Genomic DNA, 24,751 nt, shown 5'->3' with positions numbered 1-24,751 from the left:
CAGGATCTTCAAAATCCTGCCTTCTATTTCGATGTTGTTGGGCAAGTGTTATATTACTCCCAAGCTATGAACCCCTCATAAACAAAATACATCAGTTTCAATGATTAGAAAGTTGAGGATCCATAATCGTGTATACATTCCTGATTGTAGCAAGCCACATTTCAACGACTTCAGGAGTGGCCCGGTCAGCTTTATCAAAAAAGAGATGCTCTTTGATCTGAAAACCGCAGTAGGTATAGATACCTTTATCAGATGTCAGTAATAATGCTTTATCCATACCGATAGCGGTATATTCTTCGTGGGATTTTCCGTGGGTATTGAGAATTATAGCCTGTTTTCCGGCTAATAATCCTTTTTGTATTCCCTGATCATAACGATAGGCAAACCCGTAGCTGAATACTCTGTCGATATACCCTTTCATAATGGCCGGCATGCCGGTCCACCAAATCGGATAGATAAAGGTGACCACATCTGCCCAGGAAATATACTCCTGTTCTTGTCTGATAAGTTCATTAACGTAACCTTTTCGTTGTCCGTCCATATCTTCCAATGATAATACAGGGTCAAATCCCAGTTGATACAGGTCTCTGGTAATTACTTTATGCTCCTGTTGTTGCAGAACGTTATCAATAGATTGTTTAAACTGAGCATTCAAACTTTCCTGATTGGGGTGGGCGTAAATAATAAGATGTTTCATACTGTTACTTTTAATTGATTGAACAATACAAAAGTAAAATAGGGAACACCTCAAAAATTGTAAGAAAACGAAACAGGTTATTCACCAGCCCGACAAATATCCTGCTGGAATTTTAGGTAATTCTTAGGCGAAAGATTAATGAAATGTTTAAAGTCGTGAATAAGCTGGCTTTGATCATAATAACCGCATTGATCGATGATTTCAAACCAGTTGACCTTTTCTTTAGAAAAATCTGTCTGCTGAATCAATTCAATGGCTTTAACAAAACGATGGTATCGATTCACTTCCTTTGCACTGAAGCCAAAGTGCCTTTTATGGATCAATTGGATGTTTCTGTCACTTTGTCTAGCTTCTTCAGCAATGGATTTGATGGAGTTCATCGTATCCGATCTGAAATTAGCCAATAGCGTAGAGGTGGCATTCTGCTGATTGAGATAGGGTTTGCCGAAATTAAGAATATGGTCTACCTTTTCTTCTGTGGCGGAAATATTATCTAATTGAAACCATAAACGGGTAAAACAATTTTCTTCCATAGCTTCATCTGGGTGAACAGGCAAATGATCAGATAGAAATGCTTTGCCAAAAAAACGATAAAATGCATCAGCCTTGAAATTAGCAACTAGGATAATGGAATCGGGGGGAAGGCTGTATTCAAGTGCTGATTTAATAGGGCCCAAAACGATACATTTGTCAACTTCAATTTTTGTTTTTTGCTTGGAAACCAAAAATGCCCGAGCTCCGAAATTAAAAACCATAATGGTTTGAAAAGAAGGGAGAAGGGTTTTGGTTATGGTATGTTCAGACTTGTTTTCAGCATAATAGAAATGAGAGAACACTGCTTCAAACTCTTTGGGCGCAGAAATTCTGTAACTACGATATGTTTCTTCCTTTGGTTTCATATATAACTACCAATGTAAGAAAAATCTATGTTTTTGATCCTCATAGTTTGGATTATTTAAAAGCTCTTTATTCCTTTATAACCCTCCCAACATTTTTCCTGCCACAGGGAGACAAAGCCCGAAGCTCCACTTTTGACTGTCTGAACAATGCAATTCTTATTTGCCCTTCACAGCGGTTTAATAATGATAAAAATCGACAAAAAATTGAGACAGAAAGGCTACTAAAATTTTTGCTTTTTATGTATTTTTCTATAATTGTAAACTTTAAACGATATCTCAAAATATTTGAGAAAACATCAGATAACCAATGAAGATTTTAAAGCAAGCTGTTCCATTTTGTTACTTTCGCACATCAAAGTTTTTATCTGCCACGTGGAGGCTCAATTAATCAAAAATAAGTTATGAAAAAGATGCTCTTTATTTTAGTCTTGTTAATATCCACAGCGGTTATTTTTCATGCGAAGGCACAAGTAAAAAACAACAACAATTACGATTTTTTTGATACTGTTGTAAACAACCACAATCAAATCTTTCCGGCTTCAGGTATCCCCTCAGCAATCGAAATGGTGCTAAAGTATTGCAAAGTGGTGGATTTTAATTTTTATGACTTGCAAATTAAATGGCAAAATAAAACGGATGGTTCTTTTCGCGACTTTGATAAAAAGGAATTATACGGAATTACTTTTTCCCAGAAATTTAACTTGCCACGGGATGAAAGTTTTCCGATGGACAGTCTTTTTCAAGCGATAGAAAATGAATTGAAATCTGGGAAAAAGGTAATTATCGCACTTCAGGTAGAAACAGGTTGGTCCATTTTTGTCGTCTATAAACAAACTCCGGATGGCGAATTTGTTTCTTACAGCAAGCACGGTAGCCATACAACGATATTTCGAAATACAAAAGAAATTGTGAAAAAGTCTAACGGTACAGAAATCATGACGTACAGCATTGTACCTCATTTGTAGTGAAGTATTATCTTATCTTACTATCAAAAGTAATTTAAATTATGAAAAAGGTTCTCTTAAGTTTAGTTGTGTTAATGTCCACATCTTTTGTTTATCATTCGAAGGCTCAAACACAAAAAGACGATAATCTTGAGTTTTTTGATACTGTCATAAATAACCACAATCAACTCTTTCAAATGTCCTGCATTCCATCTGCTGTCGAAATGATCCTAAAGTATTATAAAGTGGTGGATTTTGATTTTTACGGCTTACAAAAGGAATGGCAAAACAAAGCAGATGGTTCTTTCCGGGATTTTGACAATAAAGAATTATACGGTATTACTTTTACTCAAAAATTTGTTTTACCCCGAGATTCTAGCTTTCCGGTGGACAGCCTTTTTCAAACGATAGAAAATGAATTGAAGTCTGGGAAAAAGGTGATTATCTCACTTCCAGCAGATGGTGGCTGGCATATGTTTGTTATATGCAAACAAACTCCGGATGGAGACTTTGTATCATATAGCAAACTTGGAAGTCATACATTAATACTTAGAAATACAAAGGAGATTGTGAAAAAGTCCAATGGTACGGAAATCATGACCTATCGCACTCCTCCTGGTATGTAGCCTTTCCGAAACAGCCCTTAATTAATTCCCAATTAATGGCTGTTAGTTTTGGCATAGAATGCTTTCAATTTAATGGTTTACTGATGTAACCTTGAATGTTTGCTATTACTCGTAAACTTTAGCTCCCTTGAAAATATCAGCAAATGTTGACCACGCAGCTTTTTTCAGCATCTACATTCGCCTCTGTACTGTCATAACACCCTTGGATATCTTCTGTATATAAATGTAAATACCTGCCAAACCTTTCAGACTTTGGTTTTGTTCACCTGATGGATCAAATCAGAACAGCATTGGATATGAAAAAAGAAAAGAATTTAAAAACTGCTGAGATAGATCAGCATTTAGTGGACAATTCCCAGCAGATTATGACCACCAATGATGGTGTGCCTATTTCCGACAACAACAATACATTAAAGGCGGGTGAGCGGGGACCATCATTACAACAGGATCATATTTATTTTGATAAGCTGATGCATTTTGACCGTGAACGTATACCAGAACGTGTCGTTCATGCGCGTGGATCAGGGGCCCATGGTATTTTCGAAGCCACAGCTGACCTATCTCAATATACAAGCGCAGCATTTTTAAAAAAAGGAACAGTAACGCCTCTTTTTACTAGATTTTCAACTGTGGCGGGCTTCAAAGGTTCTACCGACCTTGCTAGAGATGTACGAGGTTTCTCTGTTAAATTCTATACCGAAGAAGGCAATTACGATCTTGTAGGGAATAATATTCCAGTTTTTTTTATTCAGGATGCGATGAATTTTCCAGATCTCATCCATGCCGTAAAACCAGAGCCGAACAACGAAATGCCTCAGGCGGCATCTGCACATGACACCTTTTGGGATTTTGTATCACTGATGCCCGAATCTGCACACATGATCATGTGGACGATGTCAGATCGTGCCATACCCCGAAGCTTAAGGATGATGGAAGGTTTTGGTGTCCATACATTTAAATTTGTGAATGCCCAAGGAAAAGGCACATTCGTTAAATTTCATTGGAAACCCAGATTAGGAGTACATTCAGTCGCATGGAACGAAGCCCAAAAGATCTCAGGATTTGATGCTGATTTTCATCGAAGAGATCTCTATGAAGCTATTGAAAGGGGCGATTTTCCGCAGTGGGATCTCGGCGTTCAATTGATTCCTGAGGCTGATGAATTTAAATACTCGTTTGACATTCTTGATGCGACAAAGATTATTCCAGAGGAACTGGTGCCTGTTCAGATTATTGGAACGATGACACTAAATCGCAATCCAGAGAATTTTTTTGCAGAGACCGAACAAGCCGCTTTCGACCCCGGAAGGTTAGTGCCAGGTATAGATGTTTCGGATGATCCGCTTTTGCAAGGGCGAATATTTTCGTACATGGATACCCAAAATTATCGATTAGGTGGTCCGAATTTCCATGAGCTTCCTATCAATCGTCCTGTGACCGGCAAACATAATAACCAAAAAGATGGTTTTGCGCGGTCTGAGATTCCTAAAGGTGCTGTGAGTTATTTCCCTAATAGCAAAGCTGTGGGTTGTCCTTATCATGCAATGCTCAATGATGGGGTAGGGTTTGAATCCCATAAGCAACCTATCGATGGCTCGAAAATTAGGGCCCGCTCAGATTCCTTCGCAGACCACTTTACACAAGCAAGACTATTTTTTAATTCACAGAGCCCTGAAGAACAGGATCACATGGTCAATGCCCTGAGTTTTGAGCTTTCGAAAGTAAATGATGTCAATATACGAAAGCGAGAACTGGCTATTTTGAATCAGATAGACCAGGGATTAGCAAAAAATGTTGGTACAAACCTCGGGCTTACCCCGCCAAAAGAACTTGATCCATTAACCCTCAAATTCGCACGGCAGAACCATCCTCAATATCCTCTCAAGTCAGTCAAACCCGAAGTTGATAAGTCTGCTGCTTTGAGCATGAAAGTAAAAGACGGCGCGGGTACAATCAAGAGCAGAAAGGTCGCTTTCCTTGTTGATAATGGGGCTAGCAAATCTTCGATAGATAAAATGAAAAAAGTACTTGAAAGCGAAGGAGCGCAAGCCGTGCTAATCGCATCTCATGTCGGAAAGATCCGGTTCATGGAAGGGACGGAAGAAGATATTCAACATTCCTATCTTACCGAGGCCTCAGTTTGTTACGATGCATTCTTCACACCAGCAGGCGAATCGGTAAAGACTCTTGCGCAAAATGCCGATTATCTCCATTTTATCAATGAAGGTTACCGACACTGTAAGGTCCTGGCATTTGCTAAAGATGCTGAAGGGTTAGCTGATCAGTCATTTATTAAAAAAGATAAAGGCGTTATTTTCGAAAGCACGGACAATTTAACAGCAGATTTTATAGCGGTAATGAAAGGCCACCGTGTTTGGGAGAGAGAAAAATCAAGAAAGGTACCTTCTTGATATACAGTGAATAGTCCTTCGGTAGAAGGACTATTTGTTTAACAGTCGAATAGAGAAGTAGCACTGGAAATCAGAAATTGTTTATAATTATTTACAAGAAGTAGCATGAAAAAAGGAGCGAGTAAAAAGATTCGACCGCTGCAAACGCAAAAGCGACCGGGATTGGAAATGAATATGGCACCAGTTCCTGACACTTCTCCATTAAAGTATCCTGCAGAAGGAAAATTAAAAGATAAGGTAGCGTTAATTACCGGCGGAGATAGCGGCATAGGCAAAGCTGTAGCGTTGTTATTTGCGAAGGAGGGAGCCGATATTGTTGTAGCCTATCTTAGTGAAACAAAAGATGCAAAACAAACCAAGAAAGAGGTTGAATCCTTCTCTCGAAAATGTACGCTGATTAAAGGTGATTTGGGAAAAGAAAATCACTGTAAAAAAGTCATTGAAATTGCAATAAAAGCGCATAAGAAAATTGATATTATTGTTAATAATGCGGGTCTTCACTGGGAAACAGAATCAATTGAAAAAATTTCCACTGAGCAGTTAATCAAGACTTTTCAGAATAATTTCTTTTCCTATTTTTGGGTTACGAAGTATGCCATACCTTATCTTAAGAAGGGAGCAAGCATAATTAATACATCCTCGGTGACAGCCTATCGAGGAAGTCCAAAGTTGATCGATTATTCTGCAACAAAAGGTGCAATAATTTCGTTTACACGGAGCTTGTCAGCAAATCTCATAGCTAAAGGAATTCGGGTCAATGCTGTCGCTCCAGGTCCGGTATGGACACCATTGATAGCATCATCTTTTGATCCTAAAAAGAACTCCGAATTTGGAAGCGACTCTCCAATGAAGAGGGCAGGAATGCCTAATGAAATTGCGCCAAGCTTTCTATTTCTAGCTAGCGAAGATTCACATTTTATGAGCGGTCAAGTTTTACATCCCAATGGAGGAGAGATCATAAATGGATAACTCAAAGCCCGAAATTTCCAACTTGCTGCCCTACTAATCTTATATAAATCTGACTAGCCCTGAAAAATAGATACGGGTTTTCAGGGCTAGTCAGATAACAAATTGGTTCTCTTCGAATAATTTTCCATTCTACTGACCGATATAATACTATAGTTCGGGTTGTCAAATTTCTTCTATAAGTTCGTTTTTTAATAAGCGTTTAATAACCTACACCCGAAGTTTTTTCCATGATTAATTTCTGTACCAGCTCAGTCTTGCTCAAACTTGGGTAAGTCATCAATACAATCAAAAATGAAAATTCATCCAATGTATTAATAGGACCCTCTTTTAATGCCTTTTTGAAATATACTACCGCATATCGATACATAAAGACAAGTAAGGTCGAAATATCCGTATTCACATCATCGTCTCTTTGATCCATTCTTCTTCTCCCGCTATATTTCTGATGGCTGCTGGTTGTACCGCATACCTTACATTCAGGTAACCTACAAAGTCCGCCATCGAATTAGGAACGGGGTTCCGTCGCGCCGAGCAGCCGCAGGTCGTCGGATGCAGGCAGTTCAAATACCTGCAGGTGAAAGTGCTTAATGGCGGCCAGTAGATGGTCAAAAATATCGGCCATCGTATCTTCGAAATAGGCCCATTGTGTCCCCTTGGTAAACATGTAGAGTTCCAGCGGAATACCGTATTCACTAGGGGCTAACTGACGGACCAATAAAGTAAGTTCCTGATGGATATTGGGGTTATGTTTGGCATAGGCGAGTACATAGGCCCTGAACAGGCCGATATTGGTCATCCTGCGACCATTGACGGGCGAGGAGCTGTCTGTATGCCAGGTTTTATTGTACTCGGCAATCTCGCGCTCTCTTTTTTCGATATAAGGAGCCAACAGCCGGATCGTTTTTAATGCCGTGATTTCCTCCGCACTGAGGTAGCGCACCGAAGACATTTTAATGTTCAATGCCCGTTTTATCCGACGGCCACCAGTCTCCTGCATCCCACGATAGTTTTTAAATGAGTCGCTCAGTAGGGTATAGGTCGGAATGGTGACAATGGTCTTGTCCCAGTTCTGTATCTTCACATTGTTGAGGTTGATCTGCAGCACGTCGCCGTCCACACCGTATTTGGGCATTTCTATCCAGTCTCCTACGCGGACCGAGTCATTCGCCGACACCTGAATACTGGCCACAAAGCCTAGGATAGTGTCCTTAAATACGAGCATGAGGATGGCGGACGCCGCCCCGAGCGAGACCAGAAAGGACCAGGGCGAATTGCCGGTCAGCAGGGAAACGACCAGTGTACCGATCACAAAAATTAAAAAGATCTGTACCACCTGCAGGTAGCTGTCGATGGGTTTGTCCTTAAACGCATTTGAACCACGAAAAATATCGCGGCAGGTTTTTAACAGGCTATTGGCCAGATGGTAGATGGTGAACAATAACACGATATCCAGAAACTTGACAATAGCCGCTGTAAGCACCGGAAAACCAACGAAGATCACCGGCAGCAGCTGCCGTGTGAGCAGCACGAGCAGGGTACGGCTCACGCGTACATGCACCTTGTTTTCCAACAGATAATCATCCCATTTGGTCGAGGTCCGCTGGGCAATCCGGTTCAATGCGGAATAAAATACTTTGCGCATGATAGAGTCGAGTGCATAGAGCAGCACCGCAAAAGCAAAAAGTAACCCGGCAGCCGTAACAATATGTGCCTGCTGCTCGGGTAAACCCAATTTGGCAAAGAAATTAAAAATGTACTGATAAATTGAACTTGATGATTGTTCACTGAAGTTAAGCATGTTTAAATTTTTCATATGAAAAAACAAATTTACGAAGAAATATAAACACGGATTTTGGCGTGGAAAATACCCCTTTAACCCTGTTTTTACGCCTAAAGTTTGCTTATTGATTAATTTTTACGTATATTGGTAAATTAATAGATAACCCGATGGCGAAAATTTTCTGTTTCGCGTCTTTAAAACCCCCAACGATTTGAATGAGATTAGTGTGATAGGTGGTGGGAGTTGGGCCACGGCCCTGGTTAAAATTTTGACAGAAAATAGCATTCATACCAACTGGTACTTGCGGCGTTCAGAGCAGGTGCGCTCGATAAACCGGGATGCTGTTAACCCTGACTACCTATCGTTTTTAAAACTTGACAATACAAAAATTTATGCGTCCGATCAGCTGGACGAGATCGTGGCCCGATCGAAAGTAATCCTTTTCGTCGTGCCCAGTGCGCATCTGGACAAAGTTTGCGCCGCAATCCCCAAAAAGGACCTTGCCGAAAAGTTTGTGATCACCGCTATTAAAGGAACCGTCGGCCCGGACAACTTGCTTCCCAGTGCTTATCTCGCTAGGTATTTTGAATTGGAAGATTTTCAGCAGGCAATCATTGCGGGACCATGCCATGCCGAAGAAATCGCACGGAACAAGAAAACCTATATGACCCTGTGCGGTCCCAACAAATCCTTTATCAGTAAGATTTCCAAGGGCTTCGCTTCAAGCTATATGCAGGTAAACTATAGCCCCGACATGCTAGGCGTGGAATACGCCGCTATTTACAAAAATGTCGTCGGCATCCTCTGTGGCATGGCCGAAGGACTCCATTACGGTGACAACTTTATGGCGGTGCTCGTGGCCAATGCGATTGACGAACTGGGGCTGTTGCTGCGTTCCCTTGGTGCGCCCGATGTCCGACTGGGCAGCTCGACCTATTTGGGCGACCTATTGGTGACGGGCTACTCCGCGCATAGCCGTAACCGGACTTTCGGTAAATATCTTGGCCAGGGATATTCGGTATTCGAAGCCCGTCAACTCATGGGCATGGTCGCTGAGGGATATTTTGCAACCCGGGGGCTGATGGCGACAGTCTCGAGCCTCGGGCTCAATTTGCCCCTCTTACAGACAACATATCGTGTGCTATACAACCATATGGCCGCAATTGATGAATTTAAACTTTTAGAAAGTAATATAAAATAATATGCTATTAGCAACAGATTTAGATGGAACTTTTTTGGGCGGAAAGATGGAAGACCGCCTCAGATTATATAGATTGATAAAAACTAGCCCGAATATGCAGCTGGTCTTTGTCACCGGAAGAGGGCTGGAGTCGGTATTGCCGCTGCTGAGCGACCCGCTTATTCCGGTGCCGGATTTCATTATTGCGGATGTGGGCGCCACGGTCGTTAACGGCCATAGCCTGGAAGCGATTGAGCCGCTGCAGAGTGAGATCGAGGAAAAATGGCCGCAGACTTATGCCATCCGGGCGGCGCTGGAGGAAATACCGCAGTTGAATTACCAGCATGTACCGCAGCAGCGCCGCAGCTCCTTTTATTTTGAAGCCGGCGTGGACCATAGCCTGGTGCAGCAGGTAGCGGACAGGTACGACTGCGACATCATTACTTCGGCCGATAAATACCTGGACTTGCTCCCCAGAGGGGTCAATAAGGGGACGACATTAAAGAAGCTGGTTGAATTTCTGGCCGTTGACCCAGATGATGTGATGGTAGCTGGCGATACACTGAATGATCTGGCCTTGTTTGAGATCGGCTTTCGTGGTGTTGCTGTCGGAAAATCTGAGCCGGGGCTGCTGCAGGCCATTGATCAGTTGGATACAGCGTACAGTGCAGAGGCCGCTGGAGCGGGCGGTATACTGGAGTACATGGGCAAATACCGCCCGTTTCAGCAGCTGATCCGCGGGGAACAAAAATCGGTGCCTCGAAAAAGAAAATCCAAAAAATCAGACCAGCTGGTGATGGTGTACCATCGGCTGCCTTTTGAAAAGGAGTCGGTAAACGGTAAGACGGTAAGGGTAACGCCCAAAAGCCCGAACGGCATCATTCCTTCGCTGCTGGGCTTATTTGAAAAGGGACGCTCCGGTCTTTGGATCGGGGAGGAAGTCATCCAGCAGGACGGAAAGCCGGTTCCAAATCAGCTGGTGGACGAAAGCCGATACCCTAATCTGGTCGCTTCCACCATATCGCTGTCTAAAGAGGATATCGATAAGTTCTATCGTGTATTCTCCAAAGAGGCGTTCTGGCCGACAATCTTTTCCTTTGTGGACCGGGCAAAATTCAACCACGAGGACTGGGAACATTACCTGATGATAAACAAGCGCTTTGCCGAGCGGATTGCCCGCGAGGCCGACGAGGAGGCGCTGGTCTGGATCCATGAGTATAATCTGTGGATGGTGCCTTCTTTTTTAAAGACCATGCGCCCGGATCTGAAAATTGGCTTTTTTCATCATACGGCTTTTCCGGCAGCAGATATTTTCAATATTATTCCCTGGCGCAAAGAGATTATCGGCAGCCTGCTGCTCTGTGATTTTATCAGTTTTCATATCCCGCGTTATGTCGAGAATTTTGTGGATGTGATCCGTAGCCATACACCATTTAAAGTGGTCAAAAAAGTTGATGTCGCCAATCAGTTCCTGACCTATAGCTGTGCGCTCGGCGTCGATCAGATGACCAAGATCATTGAGGTGGATGGCCGGCAGATTAGGCTTGGCGCACAGCCGGTGGGGGTCAACAGGGATCATATCGAACAGATTTTGACAGATGATAAGGTTAAGACCGAGATCAATGCCCTCAAAGAAAACAAAGCCGGATCGGGAATAACACGTATCATATCCATCGAGCGCCTGGATTACGTCAAAGGCCCCTTGGAAAAAATCCAGGCTTTTGGTGAATTTCTGGCCGAATACCCAGAATTTAGGGGCAAGATCGAACTGGTCAATGTCTGTACGCCGCCATCACAGGGGATGACGATCTATGACGAAATCCGGGATCAGGTGAATCAGGCCGTGGGTGAGATCAACGGTAAATATGCAACGATGAACTGGACCCCGATCCAATATTTTTACAGGGCCTTGCCTTTTGAGGAAGTGGTCAAACACTATGCGCTGAGCGATATTGCCTGGATCACGCCTCTGCGGGACGGACTGAATCTAGTCGCAAAGGAATACATTGCGACCCATGGGTTATTGGAGACTCCCGGGATTCTTGTGCTCTCAGAATTTGCAGGTGCCTCGGTCGAATTGCCTTATGCCATATTGACTAATCCCTATGACCGTAAGAGCATGAAAGATGCACTGTTGAAAGCCTTGGTCATGGAACCCGGAGAGGCTCAGGTCAGAGCGCGCAGGCTGTACGAGCATATTGAGCACTACGATATCCATTACTGGGGGCGGGATTTTGTGAAAGAGCTCGAAAAGTCGGGTTAAGCAATTGTTCATGAAAAGAAGTAACTGCTAGTCTTAGGTGTCAAACGTGCTTTTTTAGCCATCTTAGAAAAAAAGAATTAGAAATCCGTGTTAATCTGGTTTCTTGAATAGAAGACAAAATAACGTTGAAAATGAAGCTGCTGGATGTATCTTTTAGGAAATCCCTCTATTTACAAACAATATTGTTTTAACGAGGGTTTTTCTTGAGGGAATAATTCAATAAAAAATAACGCGCAAAGTCTCGAAGAAAAAATAAAATATGATAAATACTGGTAATAATAATGAATTTCAAAATGCTTTCAGTGCAAGCTTCAGTTATTATTTTGACAATTTTGGAAATGAGGAGCAATTTTTTGATTCTGCCAAAAGATGGATTGATGATAAATATTTCTTGATTGTGTTTGGATGTTCAAATAAGGATCATCGTGGACAACATATCTTATTATTTTTCAGCAACCAGTATTTTCCGGTTCAAGAAATAAGAGGATATTTTAAAGAAGGGGCTTATTTTGCATTCCGTTCAGATCTATTTACAGGATATAGTCTGCGAAATAAATTGAAAGAATTTGGGTTTCTAGAATACTCCATTCAGGAATCGATGATCTTATCGAATAACGATTATAGGCTTATAAAAAATATCTTTGAACTGATAGACCTCGAGACTAAGATGCCCATGAGTGAAACGCAGTCTAAAATACTTATTTCATATCTTGATTTGCTTTTACAACATATGCAAAGGTTTTATCAACAGTTAATGGAAGATAAGCTGAATGAGTTTAGAGCGTTACAAAAAGATTTCATGAGCGAGCTGCACACTCTTTTTGATAGCAAAAGAAAATGCTTGTTTTTACTTCCTAGTTTAACATTATTGTCCAGGAAACTAAATTGTACAACACGATTTCTCAATGATGTTTCTTTAAAAACTTCTAAAAATACAGCACAGTATCATATTGACAATTTTATTGTTAAAATAGCAAAGGAATTACTTGCTGAAACTGATTTATCAGTAGCTGAAATCGCTAAAAAAATGCAATTTGATCAACCTCAGTCATTAACCAGACTGTTTAAAAAGAAAACAAGAATTAGTCCACTCGACTATCGTATATCAATTATATGACAAATTTATTCCCAGAGGAATCAGCATTAACCTAGCTAAATCAGTTCATTGGTCAAGCCAATGAACTAAATTGAGCAAAAATTGCGCATTCTGTGTTGCGGACGGATGGTTCATTCCTCTTTTTTCACTTTTGATGCCATGGAGTTGTGCCGAAAAAGGTGGACTATTATTTTGACCAAAAGTTTTTATCGCTATATGCGTTGGTATAATAAGGAGTATGGTTTTCAATGGTAGTCGTCATTCGATTATAGCTTATTGTTTCCATTTCACTTTTCCCTTATCGTCCAACATTTCGATAGAAGGATTACCTAGACTGTCCACCTTTAAAATAATTCTCGGTATTTCATTGTTATCTTTCATCACCAAAGAAGCGTTCCCATTCTCCGTTAGCAGGTTTATCCGGTTAATATTATGCCCCGGCTTACCGGATAGATCTTTATCATTAATCAATAGACCAGCCCTGAAATAATTGTCGTGTTTATTATCCTGTGCCAAGATACCAATGGCATCTGCATTCTGATAATCAAATGCGAGGGCATTCAAGTTAGTCTCTTCATTGTCAGTAATTGCCAAACCACCTCTTTCGTCGCCATTTTTATCATAGAAAATTAGACCCGCGGGAGCGTAAGCCCTTTTATACGTCTTCCCATTGATAATAGGTTGCGGAATGTTATCTGTGTTTGCAATAACGACACGATTTTTTCCCGATCTGTCCTTGATATCTATTCTTTCCGCGGTTAAGCTTTGCTTGTTGTTCAGAAAAAAGTAGACCAGACAAGCCATCAGTACGATATTGGAAAGAATAAGTGCGGTTAGAAATATTTTTAGTGTTTTGGAAATTGTTTGCATAATTTAATTTCAATTGTTAATTATTACGTTCTCCTATTTCACTCTTCAATTAATAGTACGATGCGTTCTATTTCAAAGAGTTTAATAGTATGCTTTATTATTGTTTGATAATAAGCAAAAATAAAGTGTGATTTCGAGAACGCACTCTACATAGGTTGAGCGTAATGATTTTTTTATTTGGTTAGCCCTTTACGTATTCTGCTCAACTGTGTTGGGGTAATGCTCAGGTGCGAAGCAATATATTGTAGTGGAATTCTCCTATCAATTCCCGGATGTGCCGCCAGCAATTTGAGATATCTTGTGGTGGCACTTTCGGTCAGTAAAGAAATTTCTCTTTCTTCATTAATGACTATCCATTTTTTCTCCAAATAAGCAATGTAAAGGTTTTTTAGTTCATCATTTTGATTAATAGCTGCTCTTGTTTGATGATAAGGCATACATACCACGGTAGTGTTTTCAATAGCTTGCAATTTAAAATCGTTGGCCGTTTTTATGATTGCCGAAAATCTTGTGCTCGCAAAATCCCTCTCCAAATAAATCCATTTATTCCAGGTAGCTCCTTTCTCATCAATAAAATAAGAGTTTAAGGCCCCTTTACAAACAAAGAAAATGTCATTGGTGACACGCCCTTCCCTAAGTAAAACTTCATTTTTCTTAAACTGCTGAATGTAGACGGTTTGAGCCAACAAATCAAATGCCTTATCCGAAATAGGATATATGCTTGTAACAGCTGTTTTAAAGTCTGAAAGATATTTTTCTGTTTCTGTCATTTGTTTTAGCGGGGTTACATGATGCTATTACTTTCAAATAAATATAACGTATATTTTAAATAGCTAAAATTGATTTTTCTCTTCAGTTGGATATTTCGATATCAATGACCACTAGATAAATATGATAGATTTAACATAACAGCTTCATCCGTTTTGCAGGCCCCTTATCTGGATACTATAATTCGGCATTCTTCCAGAATAGCTGGACCTTCTCGGTGCACCGCCTACACCGCCGCCACCAAGTAAGGTATTGCGAAGACCAGAACAAATGATTGACCAAAATCCCTTTTTTATATTTTTTCAATAAGTGGTCCGCATCAGGTATGCTAGCATTCCTTCTGATAATTTTAATCTGATTTAGAAATCCATTACTGTGTCCAAGCCGCGTTTGAGTCCCTTAAATGTATCTATTTTATTTAAAGCTATAAAAATGCCTTTAAGATAAGGTGCTGTGCCGCTTCCTGCTTCGTGTTTAATATTCAGTCTTTCGTCTTCCATGCCAAAGATTGTTTCGACACCGAGTATATGACCCGGAAGGCGAACTGCGTGGACTTGAATGCCATTGATTGTAGCTCCCCTCGTTTCTTTATAACCAATGGTATTTTCTATAGGCACATCCAAAACCGGTTTTTGAATCTTAGAAAGGCGATAGGCAAGTTCAGCAACTGTTCCACTTGGGGCATCTACCTTCTTCTGGGATGCATAGTCTATTATTTCGAAGTGATCAATATATTTTGCTGCAGTTTCCGAAAATCTTTGTAATAAAACAGCCGTTATTGAAAAATTACCAGCAGCTAACACAGATACATTTTTTTCCTCTGCAAGCGAGCCGATCTCCTCATATTCCAGATCTGAAAGCCCCGATGTACCAACAATACTATTTTTTCCATTCTTAATTGAAGCTATAATATTTTCCTTTGCAATTTTTGGGGATGTAAAATCAATCAAAATATCAAAATCCACCTTGTCAATTGCTTTTTCAATTGAATCAAATAGCGGAATTACCGCTTGATCTAAACCTAAAATGTCCGATAAATTTTCTTCGGATCTTGAAAGCCCACCGACTAATGTATAATCTGAACTAGCCACAATCGCTTTGCTCAATTCTTTACCGACCCAACCTGTGGCTCCGGCTATAAAAACTTTTTTCATACTAATTTCTGTTTTATTTATTCTACTTCAAATACAGCCTGTATTTCTACAGATAAATTTTCCGGTATAGATGAGTGACCAAGTGTTACCATGTTCATTTTTTTCATGCCCACCGATATTGTAAATGATAGTACAAAGCTAGCTTATGTTTTTTTATTAAATTTGCCAATAACTATATGCAAAACGACAAGAATAAATGTGGCTTAATTGAACGTAAGAAGGGAGAGTTTTCAGATCCAATAAATTTAGATGCTTATGTATGGTATCAAAATAACTGGACACATGATGATTATGAACATGTACATGCTCGAGGCCAATTAAGCTTTGTTTCCCAAGGATATCAATATTTTTATATTGAAAACAGAATATACCTGGTTCCTCAGAATCATGTCATTTGGATTCCTTCCAAAGTAAAACACAAATCCCGTTCGGAAGCAGAACATGTCGATTTAATGGTTATACTATATGCAAATGTGCCCGAAATCGACTTTTTCCGATCCGTACACGTATTTGCAGCGCCTACCGTATTGCGTGAGATGTTAGGTTACGCTTCTAAATGGAGCCAAAATTTTGAAGAAAACAAAGAACAATATCATTTTTTGCAGGCAATATTGATTTGTTTACCTAACTTTTGTTCTGAAAATCACAACCTACAAATTCCTATACCATCAAATGAAAAACTGATTCCAATCTGTGAGGAGATCAATAATAATTTTAAATACGCAATTGATATAGAAATGCTAGCCAGAAAAGCCGCTATGTCATCACGTAGTCTTCAACGAATCTTTAAGGCGGAAACTGGTATTACAGTTCAAAAATACCACCAGCTCATTAGGATTTTAAAAAGTATCGAAATGATTGATCAAAAGAAATTTACACTTACAGAAATAGCATATATGGTCGGATATAAAAGTTTGTCTGCGTTTACTTCTTCATATCAAGCAATCATGAAAGATGGTCCTAGAGCTATGAAAAAAAAGATACTTACAGCTAGATATTGATATTTTGATTGCGTCTAATTTACCTGCATCAAATCCTGGGACAATGTCGATGATATGTATGGACCTACAGAGAGAGAATTAGGGTCAAAATTATTGAATTGACTGTCAGTTAAATTAATGAAACGATGTGTGTAAATCCCACAGATTACGTGTTTTTCTACCGCAAATGTCTTGGCTTTAGATGTAGTGCTGCGCTTTAACGAAACTGGAGCTAAAAACATTATCATAAATTCCTTTGATTTAATTGAAGAATAAAAACTGCGTACAACATCGTATTGACAATAGTGACGCTGACAGTTGTAAACTCAACATTTGTAATTCTATTGGGCATTTGTTCAAGGTTCAACTTTCGTTCTTCGAATGAACATTTTTGCTAAAAATCCCTGACTTAGGCAATACCCAAACCGTTGTAAGCCATTTTAAAACACGGCGCGTCAAAAAAGTATGGAAAATCTATTTAAAAACCAAGAGCAAATTAAAGAACTAATTCAGCGAGCTGACGACGAAAGCGAGACAAAAAGACTAACTGAAAAATTCAAACGACTTAAAAAAGAGCGAAACGAATTTTATCTAACTCTGTCTAAACTTGGCGAAATCTTCAAATGGAAATTTCGCTCACAATATGGTCGCCAGACAAAACAAAGAAATTTAAATACAAACGAAAATATTATTTCTATTTAATTGCGCAAACTGCGGCAGGCGGAAGATGAGAATGCTTACTTTTATTGAGGAAATGTATTCTCTTTTCAAGGGATTGTTATTATTAAGCCTGTTCTATAATGAGAAAAAAAGACAAAAATATTCCTGTTAACACATTGCCTGAAGGAACTTCGAAGGGTATTATGATGATGCGTGAATCATTTCATGGATCACCAGATTCCGAAGTTGAACGAGCCCATCGCGATGGAGGCTATACGTTTATCATTCAGGAAAAAGGAAATACAACTATTGAAATTGATTTTCAAACCTATTGCATTAAAGCCCCGGCTATTGTCTACATCAATCCCCATCAGGTGCATCGCGTGATCTCATTCGACAGAGCAATGCTCAGTACCTGGATCGTTACCGAAGAAAACATCCGCTCAACATATCTGAGCTTGTTGCAAGATTTTACACCGGCAGACATATTGTCTGTAAAGCCTGAGACCCTTGATATCCTGTCAGACGGCGTTGCCTTATGTATGAAATTGTCTGGAAATAAAACGGAGATTTTGTATCATTCCATTTTAAAAGAAAGCTGTAATACCTTGATTGCGCTGATTATTTCACAATATTTAGCTCTGGAAAAACCGACAGTATATCATACCCGATTTGAGGAAATCACAAGAGTGTTTAAAACAACATTGGAAAAGAATTATAAGAAGGTTAAAAATCCAAGGGATTACGCCGGACTTTTAAACCTATCGACTTCTTACCTCAACGAATGTGTCAAGGTGACGACTGGTAAACCCGTTTCTATCCATATTCAGCAGCGGATTATACTGGAGGCCAAACGGCTGCTTTATCATTCCGGGAAGTCAGTGAAAGAGATTGCAGATGAACTAGGCTACGATGACTTTTCCTACTTCACACGGCTGTTCAGCAAAGCGGTAGGAATGTCACCGAGTGCCTTTATCGCTAAAAACCGCGAATAGTCCTAAAGTTACAGCATCTCGTTATTGTATCGCCTTTCTTTCCGCCGTTCCTTTGTATCATTAAAAAAGATAGAAATGTTAAGCGAAAAAAAGATAGCCATCGTTGGAGGTGGTCCAGGTGGTCTGACATTGGCCAGGCTGCTGCAAATGAAAGGTGCACAGGTTAAAGTGTATGAAAGAGATTTTAGTCAAGCCGCACGCGTACAGGGAGCTATTGTAGATCTGCACTTTGATTCAGGTCTTAAAGCGATGGAGGCGACCGGACTTATGGAGGCTTTTAAAGCAAACTACATGAAGGGTGCCGACAAATATCGTCTGCTTGATCCGCAGGGAAATATGCTGATGGATGAGAGTCAGCGAGACGAAGAACCCGTATTCGGAGATGAACATTTCCGACCAGAAATCGATAGAGGAGCGCTGAGAGATCTCCTAATCGACGGACTGCTTCCTGGTACAGTAGTTTGGGATAGCCAGCTTATAGGTTTGCGGGAAATTGAAGATAAATGGGAATTAAAATTTGAGAACGGAATGACTGCGGCTGCTGATCTGGTCATCGGATCGGACGGTTACCGGTCCAAGGTTCGTCCCTATCTGACTGATTTGAAAGCTCTTTATTCCGGAGCAGCAATTATCCAGGGCGAAATAGATCATCCCGAGATTGGATGCCCGGAAATGTACGAACTCGTTAATCAAGGGAATCTGATGGCTATGGGAGATGGGGCCACCCTGGTTGTCCAGCCTAGAGGCGATAGCGGATTCACTTTTTATGCAGCCTCAATGTATCCGGAAAACTGGGGTATATCCAGTGGTATAGATTTTGGTAATCCTATAGAAGTTAGCGGGTATTTAAAAAAACATTTTGTAAATTGGAATCCTGTCTTCTTCATGCTTTTTGAAGCCAGTGAACATTTCACATGGCGCCCACTTAACTATTTTCCTTTATCGATAAGGTGGGCTTCTAAAAGTAATCTTACCCTCATTGGGGATGCCGCGCATTTAATGCCTCCGAATGGTGAAGGCGTAAATCTGGCCATGCTGGACGCTTTGGATCTGTGTGCATGCCTAACTAGTGGAAGGCAAGCCAACCTTAAAGAGGCAATTTCAGCTTATGAAGATATCATGTTTGAAAGGGCTGCGCCTCTTTGCATGGAAACAATTGACGGAATAAAAGATTTTGCCGCACCAACCAACGAATCTGTAAAGGAACTTGTTAGATTGCTAAGTAATACTAAATCATAGCTCCAGCGGATAGCGTTTCAAATGTTAATTCCAACATTAGATATGATATACCTAGTGGATAACACTAAGTATATCATAAACTACGCATATTTATCTGCGAATGGTAACACCGCCATCTACCGCCAGATATGAGCCTGAAATATAAGAGGCTTCGTTTGAAGACAAGAAAACAATTGCGTTAGCAATTTCTTCAGCTTGTCCGATTCGTTTCAATGGAACTGCTGCTGCTATTGCATTTTTTATATCTGCGGGCGTTTGCTGATTCATAGGTGTATCGGTCAATCCGGGAGCAACCACATTTACTCTGATTTTTCTGTCTGCCAGTTCAGTAGCTGCGGTACGTGCAATTGCATCGACTGCACTTTTTGTAGCTGCATAAGCACCCATTTGTGCATACCCGCTCACAGAGACTCCAGATGAGATAAGAACAATGGAAGCTCCTTCTGATAAATGAGGAATTAGTTTTTGCAAAGTAAAGAATAGTCCTTTGACATTGATGTTGTAAAGGTCGTCAAAAACCTCTTCGGTTGTATCTTCAATTGAATATTGCTTTGCTATTCCCGCATTCAGTACAAGCACATCCACTTTGTTTCCGCTAGCTGCAACTGTTTCTGCCAATAGCGCAATATCTGCCAGTTTGGACGTATCTGAAGACAAGGTCTTCAGTTTTGGGCTATTAATACTTCCTGATGCTGCTTGCAAGGTATCGGTATTTCGGCCTGTTATCAATACATTTGCTCCTTTTTCAATAAATGTTTTAGCGGTAGCTAATCCAATTCCTGCACTTCCGCCGGTAATTACTACATTTTTATCTGAGAAATTCATCTTTTTAAATTTTTAATGATCGAAAATTCTATTCTAGTCAAGACTTTTTAAACTGTTTGTTTTTGAAATCGATTTCTTTAACTATGCAAATCTAAATTGATTAAATTTATTTTGGTAACTTTGTAACCAAAAGTAACAGTAACTTTTGGGTAACAAGGTAACTTATTATGGAAATAGAATGCTCGAATAACGACACAAATAGAAAACAGATTATGGCTGTTCACGATGCCATGGATGTGTTGAATGGCAAATGGAAAATCTCAATAATATCGTCAGTTTGCTATTACAACAAACGGCGTTTTTCTGATATTTTAAACGATGTGAAAGGAATTTCCAATAAAATGCTCAGTAAAGAGTTAAAAGAATTGGAAATGAACCAGCTCATTAAACGGATAGTTCTCGACACGCAACCCGTAACGGTTCAATATCAACTAACAGAATACGGTTTGACGCTAAAAAAAATCATCAATACCCTGGCCGAATGGGGAACTGAACATCGAAAAGTGATTGTCGGGAAGTAATTGATGAGTTGCGTATAAGAGACCATAACGAGAAAGAAAATAAAGAAAAAGTCAGATGATTTAAAGGATCAGGCAAAGAATAAATATGGAGAACTTACTGACGCTATGAGGGAGCAGTTAACAATGCTTCTGCGAGGGTTAAAGAGAGGGCAAGTAATGTAGCTAATTCGGTAGCTAAGAGTTATTTGACTAAAAGTTTGATAGAAAAAAAATATTCCATGAAAATAGAATAAAACCAATTTGGAAAGAATAATCAGGAATGGGTATCAACGATACCCATTCCTGATTATTCAGAATTCTTTTTAACAATATCGACCATTTGATCCAAATCAAAAGGTTTCTGAATAAAATCATCAGCTTTGCATTCCGCAGCAATTTTTGCTATATCGTGTGCCGTTGAAGTTAGAACTGAGGAAAGTTCCTCTGTTTCAGGATCATTTTTCAGTTCTTTAATCACCTCTGATCCTTTTTTTGTGCCTCTAATATGGTCGTCCACAATGATAATATCAGGATCTATTTCCAAAATGTCTTCTATGGGTTCAGTTGTGAGGGAAGGAGTTACATCAAATCCTTCATCGGCCAAAACTTCGTCCATTATATTCAGGATATCCTCATTATCCTGAATGAGTACAGCTTTCTTTTTCATTTCTATTGAAGTTTATCAATTAAATATATGAAAAAAGCAAATACGGAAGCCGATGGAGCGTTTTTTTTGTTTGTGGCACTCTTTATGAGCCTGAAGCTCTACATGCACTTCTTCACAATGAAAAGTTTCGATTAGCACGATAGCATAGAATCGATACGAGCTAACCTTCTTACCTTTCCCAAAAAACTGGCCAACCGCAACGAATAATAAAGCGCATCCAGCGAATTGTAATTATAGGAAACACCCAAGCATTAAATCTTTAAATTTATTTAAAAATTTATCCATGAAAAACAAATAGTATAAGCAAAATGATGATGAGTATATCGCAAAGAAGTACAGTTCAATTACGATAATTGGCTGATTTTCGCGACCAAATAAAATAAATAATCAAGTATGATAAAATTTAAGAGAATAATTTTATTTATAAATCTTATACTTCTATCTATTAGCTGTAAGGGACAGAATAAAATTACAAAATCAGAAAAAGATATCTATGCTATCGGAACCGAAATAAAGCACTTCGATAAAGAACCGCATTATGGCGCAAGTATATCAACGAGTAATTGCTCGTTCGAAATTCTTATCAACGATGTTCCCGTTATCAAATACAAAGATAATTCAGGAGGAAGTTTATCGGGTTCGTATTTCCCTTTGAATTGGGACATTACACAAAAAGGCCCGCAAAAAATCACCATTCGTCTCTCTCCAGGATTTAATCAAAATGCAAAGTCAATGCATTCATCATTGATGAGAAACTCCGGAGTTCAGATCAAAATCGAAAAATCCTTCATAAGTACAGATGGCAGTTGGGGTGATGAGGAAGAAGTGACTACTTACACCCCTCCACAAAAAATAGTGGAAGGTAAAGAAGTTTCAACATTTGACGGAAAGAATTTTTTTGAAGACAGTTTTACTTTTGACGCCGAAGTTCCCTACAAAATAAACATTTTAGATAATGCCGAAGTTCTTTTTACAAAGAATAAAGACCAGTTACAAGCATTAGAAAAGGAAGTTGTTGCAAAATATAATGAGATAAGAGGTATATATCTGAAAGGTACGAAAGACGATTTGGCGAATGCTGTTTATGAAAAAGAAAAAAGACTTGCACAGCAAATGTATCTTTCTTCCGAAAAAATAAAAAACAACTGGGACAAAGAATATCAATTCCGAACAGATGAAGATTTAGAGTTTTTTGATCTGAACCCCGTTGAAAAATACAAAATGACTTTCTATGCTAAAGGAAAACTGGTGTGTTTAGAGAAAATTAACAATGAAAAATCAGCATTGTGGGGAGGCTTTAAGCGAAAAGATAAGGGAGTTGGTACTACAACTTACATTCAGCTATATCTGTATCGCCCAAAAAATAGCAGGGAGCTTCAAGTATATTAAGACTGCCATCCGGCAAGTATCAAACTTTAAAGAACAATAGATATGAATCATATTCAAACATTGGAATGGTTTTGGTCAATAATAAAAAAGGCAGACTGTAATAGAGAAAAGTTAAAAGAAATTCTTAGTGCTTTTAAAAAAGAAGAAATTATCAGATTTCAGGAAAACTTTGTGGACGCTTCAATTGAATTGCAGGATAAACCATATACTGATTATATGGAAGAATCCGAAGATGGAGTGGAAGATATTGCGAATTGGATAGTTAGTAATGGCCTAGATTTATATGTGTCGGTTATTGAAAATCCCGAAAGAATACCCTATAGTGTTAACGAATTTACAAATCAAATTCTTTATGGCATAGCCGACGAAGTTTGTACAGAAAAATATGGAGAATCGACAGGTATTTATTAAACCTCCGACGTATAGAACAACAAATTTGATAGGATCGGAGCGGAATATTATTCAGCATGTAAAACGTTAGCTAAAATAAAAATTAATGGCATACAGTATGAAAAATCTACTTGTAATCATAACTGCAATAATTGCAGCACAAATTTCTTATGCACAAAGTACAAATATTCCTTTGACAGTAAAAACAGCATTTGAAGGTATCTGGCAGTACAGCGTAAAGTATGAGACCAATATCGTCAAGATACATTTTGAACCGGGGACGGACTATGCACTTTTTACCGATAAAGGCTCGGGGATGGCTCCTGCAAAAACAGTTAAAGCAAATGTAAATGTAAAGCTCCTAGTAATCCCGGCCATCCAAAATGAGAATGATAAGGTTGAATTGAAATGACAGTCCCAAATCCTTCATCGTCTCAACGTCGTTTTTCGTTGTGGATGTATATATCCGATATGGAAATTGATTAGCTTTCCCTGCCATAGGACTTCGATTTGTTCCTTTCTCAATGTGTTTTTTTGTTCATATCTCTATGACAAGATTCTTATTAAACCCATTATACGGTTCACTGATATAGCCGTGTGGGTTGCATATAATTTCGGTGCTGCCGATTTTATAGTTTGCAGGAGTATATGACCATGGATCCAATAGGAGGGCTGATGCTTTATTATAAAGTCTTCCATATCTGAGACGTAGGCGGCGCTGATTGGATCGTCTAAATACTTCATTGGCAGGGATTGAATGCTCGGTGCATGGTGCGTCACTACGATGTTATGTTTCGCTTCACTGATGCTAAGACTTTCCGCCAGCCATTGCCTCGAAGTTTGGTGGATTCTAAACGTATCGATGCTTCTTAATTTGGCATAGTTGTCACCTATTCTGATCTTCTTATAATCATTCATACGGCTTTGGCATAGCGATCCATATGCAGCAGGATTGCCCTTTACCGAAAAATCAGTCCAGAGTGTGCAGCCATGGAAACAAACCTGGTTGATCTCCAAAGATTCATTTTCAAGCACATGGATATTTGAATTACTTGCAGCATCTTTGATTTTATATAACGTTTTCGGGTATGCTCCTTTATAATATTCATGATTGCCCAGCACATAAATGATCGGTATATCCAATGAAAGTGATTTGAGCCAGCTGATCCCTTTTACCCCTAGATCCGTATCTCCAACCAATACAAGTACGTCTGCTAATTTCAGATTGATATCGTTGTATCCAAATTCTCTATGCAGGTCGCTAACGATGTGGATTTTCATCTTGGTCTTTTTGCCTCAGATTTTAATTTTAAATCACCGTCACTGAATGATAGGGGGTATGTATAGCCGCATTTTACAGCAAGCCCGGTTTGATATCCTGGTTTCCATGGACTTGATTTTCGAATATCCACAAATGACTGACCAAAAGCCTGCGATAACAGGCCTATT

General features: G+C 39.5%; 25 protein-coding genes. 15 read left to right on the top strand and 10 right to left on the bottom strand.

The window, feature by feature from the left end; translation table 11 throughout:
* Window positions 1-97: 97 nt before the first annotated feature.
* Together GVK91_RS26750 and GVK91_RS26745 are read right to left on the bottom strand one after the other, a co-directional pair.
* On the bottom strand, window positions 98-697 hold the full coding sequence (locus GVK91_RS26750) for an NAD(P)H-dependent oxidoreductase (RefSeq protein WP_159732578.1): 600 nt from the start codon (window positions 695-697) through the stop codon (window positions 98-100).
* 77 nt (window positions 698-774) lie between these two features.
* Window positions 775-1,596 carry a helix-turn-helix domain-containing protein gene (locus tag GVK91_RS26745; protein WP_159732575.1) on the bottom strand — a complete coding sequence of 274 codons (822 nt, stop codon included), beginning with the start codon at window positions 1,594-1,596 and terminating at the stop codon, window positions 775-777.
* Between the two features lie 401 nt (window positions 1,597-1,997).
* Here GVK91_RS26745 and GVK91_RS26740 point away from each other — a divergent pair, with 401 nt between their 5' ends.
* From GVK91_RS26740 to GVK91_RS26725, 4 genes are all read left to right on the top strand, one after another.
* Window positions 1,998-2,561, top strand: a complete 564-nt coding sequence (locus GVK91_RS26740) for a hypothetical protein (RefSeq protein WP_159732572.1) — start codon at window positions 1,998-2,000, stop codon at window positions 2,559-2,561.
* Between the two features lie 41 nt (window positions 2,562-2,602).
* The gene (locus GVK91_RS26735; RefSeq protein ID WP_159732569.1) at window positions 2,603-3,166 is read left to right on the top strand and encodes a hypothetical protein; all 564 of its coding nucleotides are present in this window, start codon (window positions 2,603-2,605) and stop codon (window positions 3,164-3,166) included.
* A 296-nt stretch (window positions 3,167-3,462) separates the two neighbouring features.
* A complete protein-coding gene (locus tag GVK91_RS26730; RefSeq protein WP_153848651.1) occupies window positions 3,463-5,577 on the top strand; it encodes a catalase in 2,115 nt (704 codons plus the stop codon).
* Window positions 5,578-5,682: 105 nt separating this feature from the next.
* Window positions 5,683-6,546 (top strand): SDR family oxidoreductase, encoded by an 864-nt coding sequence (locus GVK91_RS26725; protein WP_153848650.1) that lies wholly within the window; start codon window positions 5,683-5,685, stop codon window positions 6,544-6,546.
* Window positions 6,547-6,745: 199 nt separating this feature from the next.
* Here GVK91_RS26725 and GVK91_RS26720 read toward each other — a convergent pair whose 3' ends face one another.
* The gene (locus GVK91_RS26720; RefSeq protein ID WP_153848649.1) at window positions 6,746-6,967 is read right to left on the bottom strand and encodes a hypothetical protein; all 222 of its coding nucleotides are present in this window, start codon (window positions 6,965-6,967) and stop codon (window positions 6,746-6,748) included.
* A gap of 84 nt (window positions 6,968-7,051) precedes the next feature.
* Window positions 7,052-8,359, bottom strand: coding sequence for a mechanosensitive ion channel family protein (locus tag GVK91_RS26715; protein WP_159732566.1), 1,308 nt, complete (start codon window positions 8,357-8,359; stop codon window positions 7,052-7,054).
* 178 nt (window positions 8,360-8,537) lie between these two features.
* Here GVK91_RS26715 and GVK91_RS26710 point away from each other — a divergent pair, with 178 nt between their 5' ends.
* The 3 genes from GVK91_RS26710 to GVK91_RS26700 all read left to right on the top strand — a co-directional run bounded on the left by GVK91_RS26710 (window position 8,538) and on the right by GVK91_RS26700 (window position 12,886).
* Window positions 8,538-9,527 carry an NAD(P)H-dependent glycerol-3-phosphate dehydrogenase gene (locus tag GVK91_RS26710; protein WP_159732563.1) on the top strand — a complete coding sequence of 330 codons (990 nt, stop codon included), beginning with the start codon at window positions 8,538-8,540 and terminating at the stop codon, window positions 9,525-9,527.
* Between the two features lies 1 nt (window position 9,528).
* Window positions 9,529-11,769, top strand: a complete 2,241-nt coding sequence (gene ggpS, locus GVK91_RS26705; protein ID WP_159732560.1) for a glucosylglycerol-phosphate synthase — start codon at window positions 9,529-9,531, stop codon at window positions 11,767-11,769.
* 259 nt (window positions 11,770-12,028) lie between these two features.
* Window positions 12,029-12,886, top strand: coding sequence for an AraC family transcriptional regulator (locus tag GVK91_RS26700; protein WP_153848645.1), 858 nt, complete (start codon window positions 12,029-12,031; stop codon window positions 12,884-12,886).
* A 252-nt stretch (window positions 12,887-13,138) separates the two neighbouring features.
* On the opposite strand, the gene GVK91_RS26695 is transcribed toward GVK91_RS26700, so the two are convergent.
* The 3 genes from GVK91_RS26695 to dapB form a co-directional block, all read right to left on the bottom strand.
* A complete protein-coding gene (locus tag GVK91_RS26695) occupies window positions 13,139-13,735 on the bottom strand; it encodes a hypothetical protein (protein WP_159732557.1) in 597 nt (198 codons plus the stop codon).
* 173 nt (window positions 13,736-13,908) lie between these two features.
* Entirely contained in the window at window positions 13,909-14,505 is a 597-nt protein-coding gene (locus GVK91_RS26690) for a Crp/Fnr family transcriptional regulator (protein ID WP_159732554.1), read from the bottom strand.
* 357 nt (window positions 14,506-14,862) lie between these two features.
* Window positions 14,863-15,657, bottom strand: a complete 795-nt coding sequence (gene dapB / locus GVK91_RS26685; protein WP_159732551.1) for a 4-hydroxy-tetrahydrodipicolinate reductase — start codon at window positions 15,655-15,657, stop codon at window positions 14,863-14,865.
* Between the two features lie 176 nt (window positions 15,658-15,833).
* On the opposite strand from dapB, the gene GVK91_RS26680 reads away from it, so the two are divergent.
* The 4 genes from GVK91_RS26680 to GVK91_RS26665 all read left to right on the top strand — a co-directional run bounded on the left by GVK91_RS26680 (window position 15,834) and on the right by GVK91_RS26665 (window position 19,531).
* Window positions 15,834-16,658 carry an AraC family transcriptional regulator gene (locus tag GVK91_RS26680; RefSeq protein WP_159732548.1) on the top strand — a complete coding sequence of 275 codons (825 nt, stop codon included), beginning with the start codon at window positions 15,834-15,836 and terminating at the stop codon, window positions 16,656-16,658.
* Window positions 16,659-17,102: 444 nt separating this feature from the next.
* Window positions 17,103-17,339, top strand: a complete 237-nt coding sequence (locus tag GVK91_RS26675; protein ID WP_159732545.1) for a hypothetical protein — start codon at window positions 17,103-17,105, stop codon at window positions 17,337-17,339.
* A gap of 98 nt (window positions 17,340-17,437) precedes the next feature.
* On the top strand, window positions 17,438-18,292 hold the full coding sequence (locus tag GVK91_RS26670) for an AraC family transcriptional regulator (protein WP_159732542.1): 855 nt from the start codon (window positions 17,438-17,440) through the stop codon (window positions 18,290-18,292).
* 75 nt (window positions 18,293-18,367) lie between these two features.
* Entirely contained in the window at window positions 18,368-19,531 is a 1,164-nt protein-coding gene (locus GVK91_RS26665) for an NAD(P)/FAD-dependent oxidoreductase (RefSeq protein ID WP_159732539.1), read from the top strand.
* A 90-nt stretch (window positions 19,532-19,621) separates the two neighbouring features.
* On the opposite strand, the gene GVK91_RS26660 is transcribed toward GVK91_RS26665, so the two are convergent.
* A complete protein-coding gene (locus GVK91_RS26660) occupies window positions 19,622-20,356 on the bottom strand; it encodes an SDR family NAD(P)-dependent oxidoreductase (RefSeq protein WP_153848086.1) in 735 nt (244 codons plus the stop codon).
* A 167-nt stretch (window positions 20,357-20,523) separates the two neighbouring features.
* On the opposite strand from GVK91_RS26660, the gene GVK91_RS26655 reads away from it, so the two are divergent.
* Window positions 20,524-20,877 (top strand): helix-turn-helix domain-containing protein, encoded by a 354-nt coding sequence (locus GVK91_RS26655; protein WP_153848085.1) that lies wholly within the window; start codon window positions 20,524-20,526, stop codon window positions 20,875-20,877.
* 286 nt (window positions 20,878-21,163) lie between these two features.
* On the opposite strand, the gene GVK91_RS26650 is transcribed toward GVK91_RS26655, so the two are convergent.
* Window positions 21,164-21,523 carry a response regulator gene (locus GVK91_RS26650; protein WP_159732537.1) on the bottom strand — a complete coding sequence of 120 codons (360 nt, stop codon included), beginning with the start codon at window positions 21,521-21,523 and terminating at the stop codon, window positions 21,164-21,166.
* 393 nt (window positions 21,524-21,916) lie between these two features.
* On the opposite strand from GVK91_RS26650, the gene GVK91_RS26645 reads away from it, so the two are divergent.
* The 3 genes from GVK91_RS26645 to GVK91_RS26635 all read left to right on the top strand — a co-directional run bounded on the left by GVK91_RS26645 (window position 21,917) and on the right by GVK91_RS26635 (window position 23,714).
* Window positions 21,917-22,912: a hypothetical protein gene (locus GVK91_RS26645; protein ID WP_159732534.1), complete on the top strand. Its 996-nt coding sequence runs from the start codon at window positions 21,917-21,919 to the stop codon at window positions 22,910-22,912.
* Window positions 22,913-22,954: 42 nt separating this feature from the next.
* Window positions 22,955-23,323, top strand: a complete 369-nt coding sequence (locus GVK91_RS26640) for a DUF4240 domain-containing protein (protein ID WP_159732531.1) — start codon at window positions 22,955-22,957, stop codon at window positions 23,321-23,323.
* A gap of 97 nt (window positions 23,324-23,420) precedes the next feature.
* A complete protein-coding gene (locus GVK91_RS26635; RefSeq protein ID WP_159732528.1) occupies window positions 23,421-23,714 on the top strand; it encodes a hypothetical protein in 294 nt (97 codons plus the stop codon).
* Window positions 23,715-23,848: 134 nt separating this feature from the next.
* Here the strand turns inward: GVK91_RS26635 and GVK91_RS26630 are convergent, their stop codons facing one another.
* On the bottom strand, window positions 23,849-24,583 hold the full coding sequence (locus GVK91_RS26630; RefSeq protein WP_200845718.1) for a metallophosphoesterase: 735 nt from the start codon (window positions 24,581-24,583) through the stop codon (window positions 23,849-23,851).
* Window positions 24,584-24,751: the final 168 nt, after the last annotated feature.

Origin of the sequence: Sphingobacterium sp. 18053 (assembly GCF_902706145.1) — a bacterium.
Classification (GTDB): domain Bacteria; phylum Bacteroidota; class Bacteroidia; order Sphingobacteriales; family Sphingobacteriaceae; genus Sphingobacterium; species Sphingobacterium paramultivorum.
This window is presented reverse-complemented; position numbering and strand designations above follow the sequence as displayed.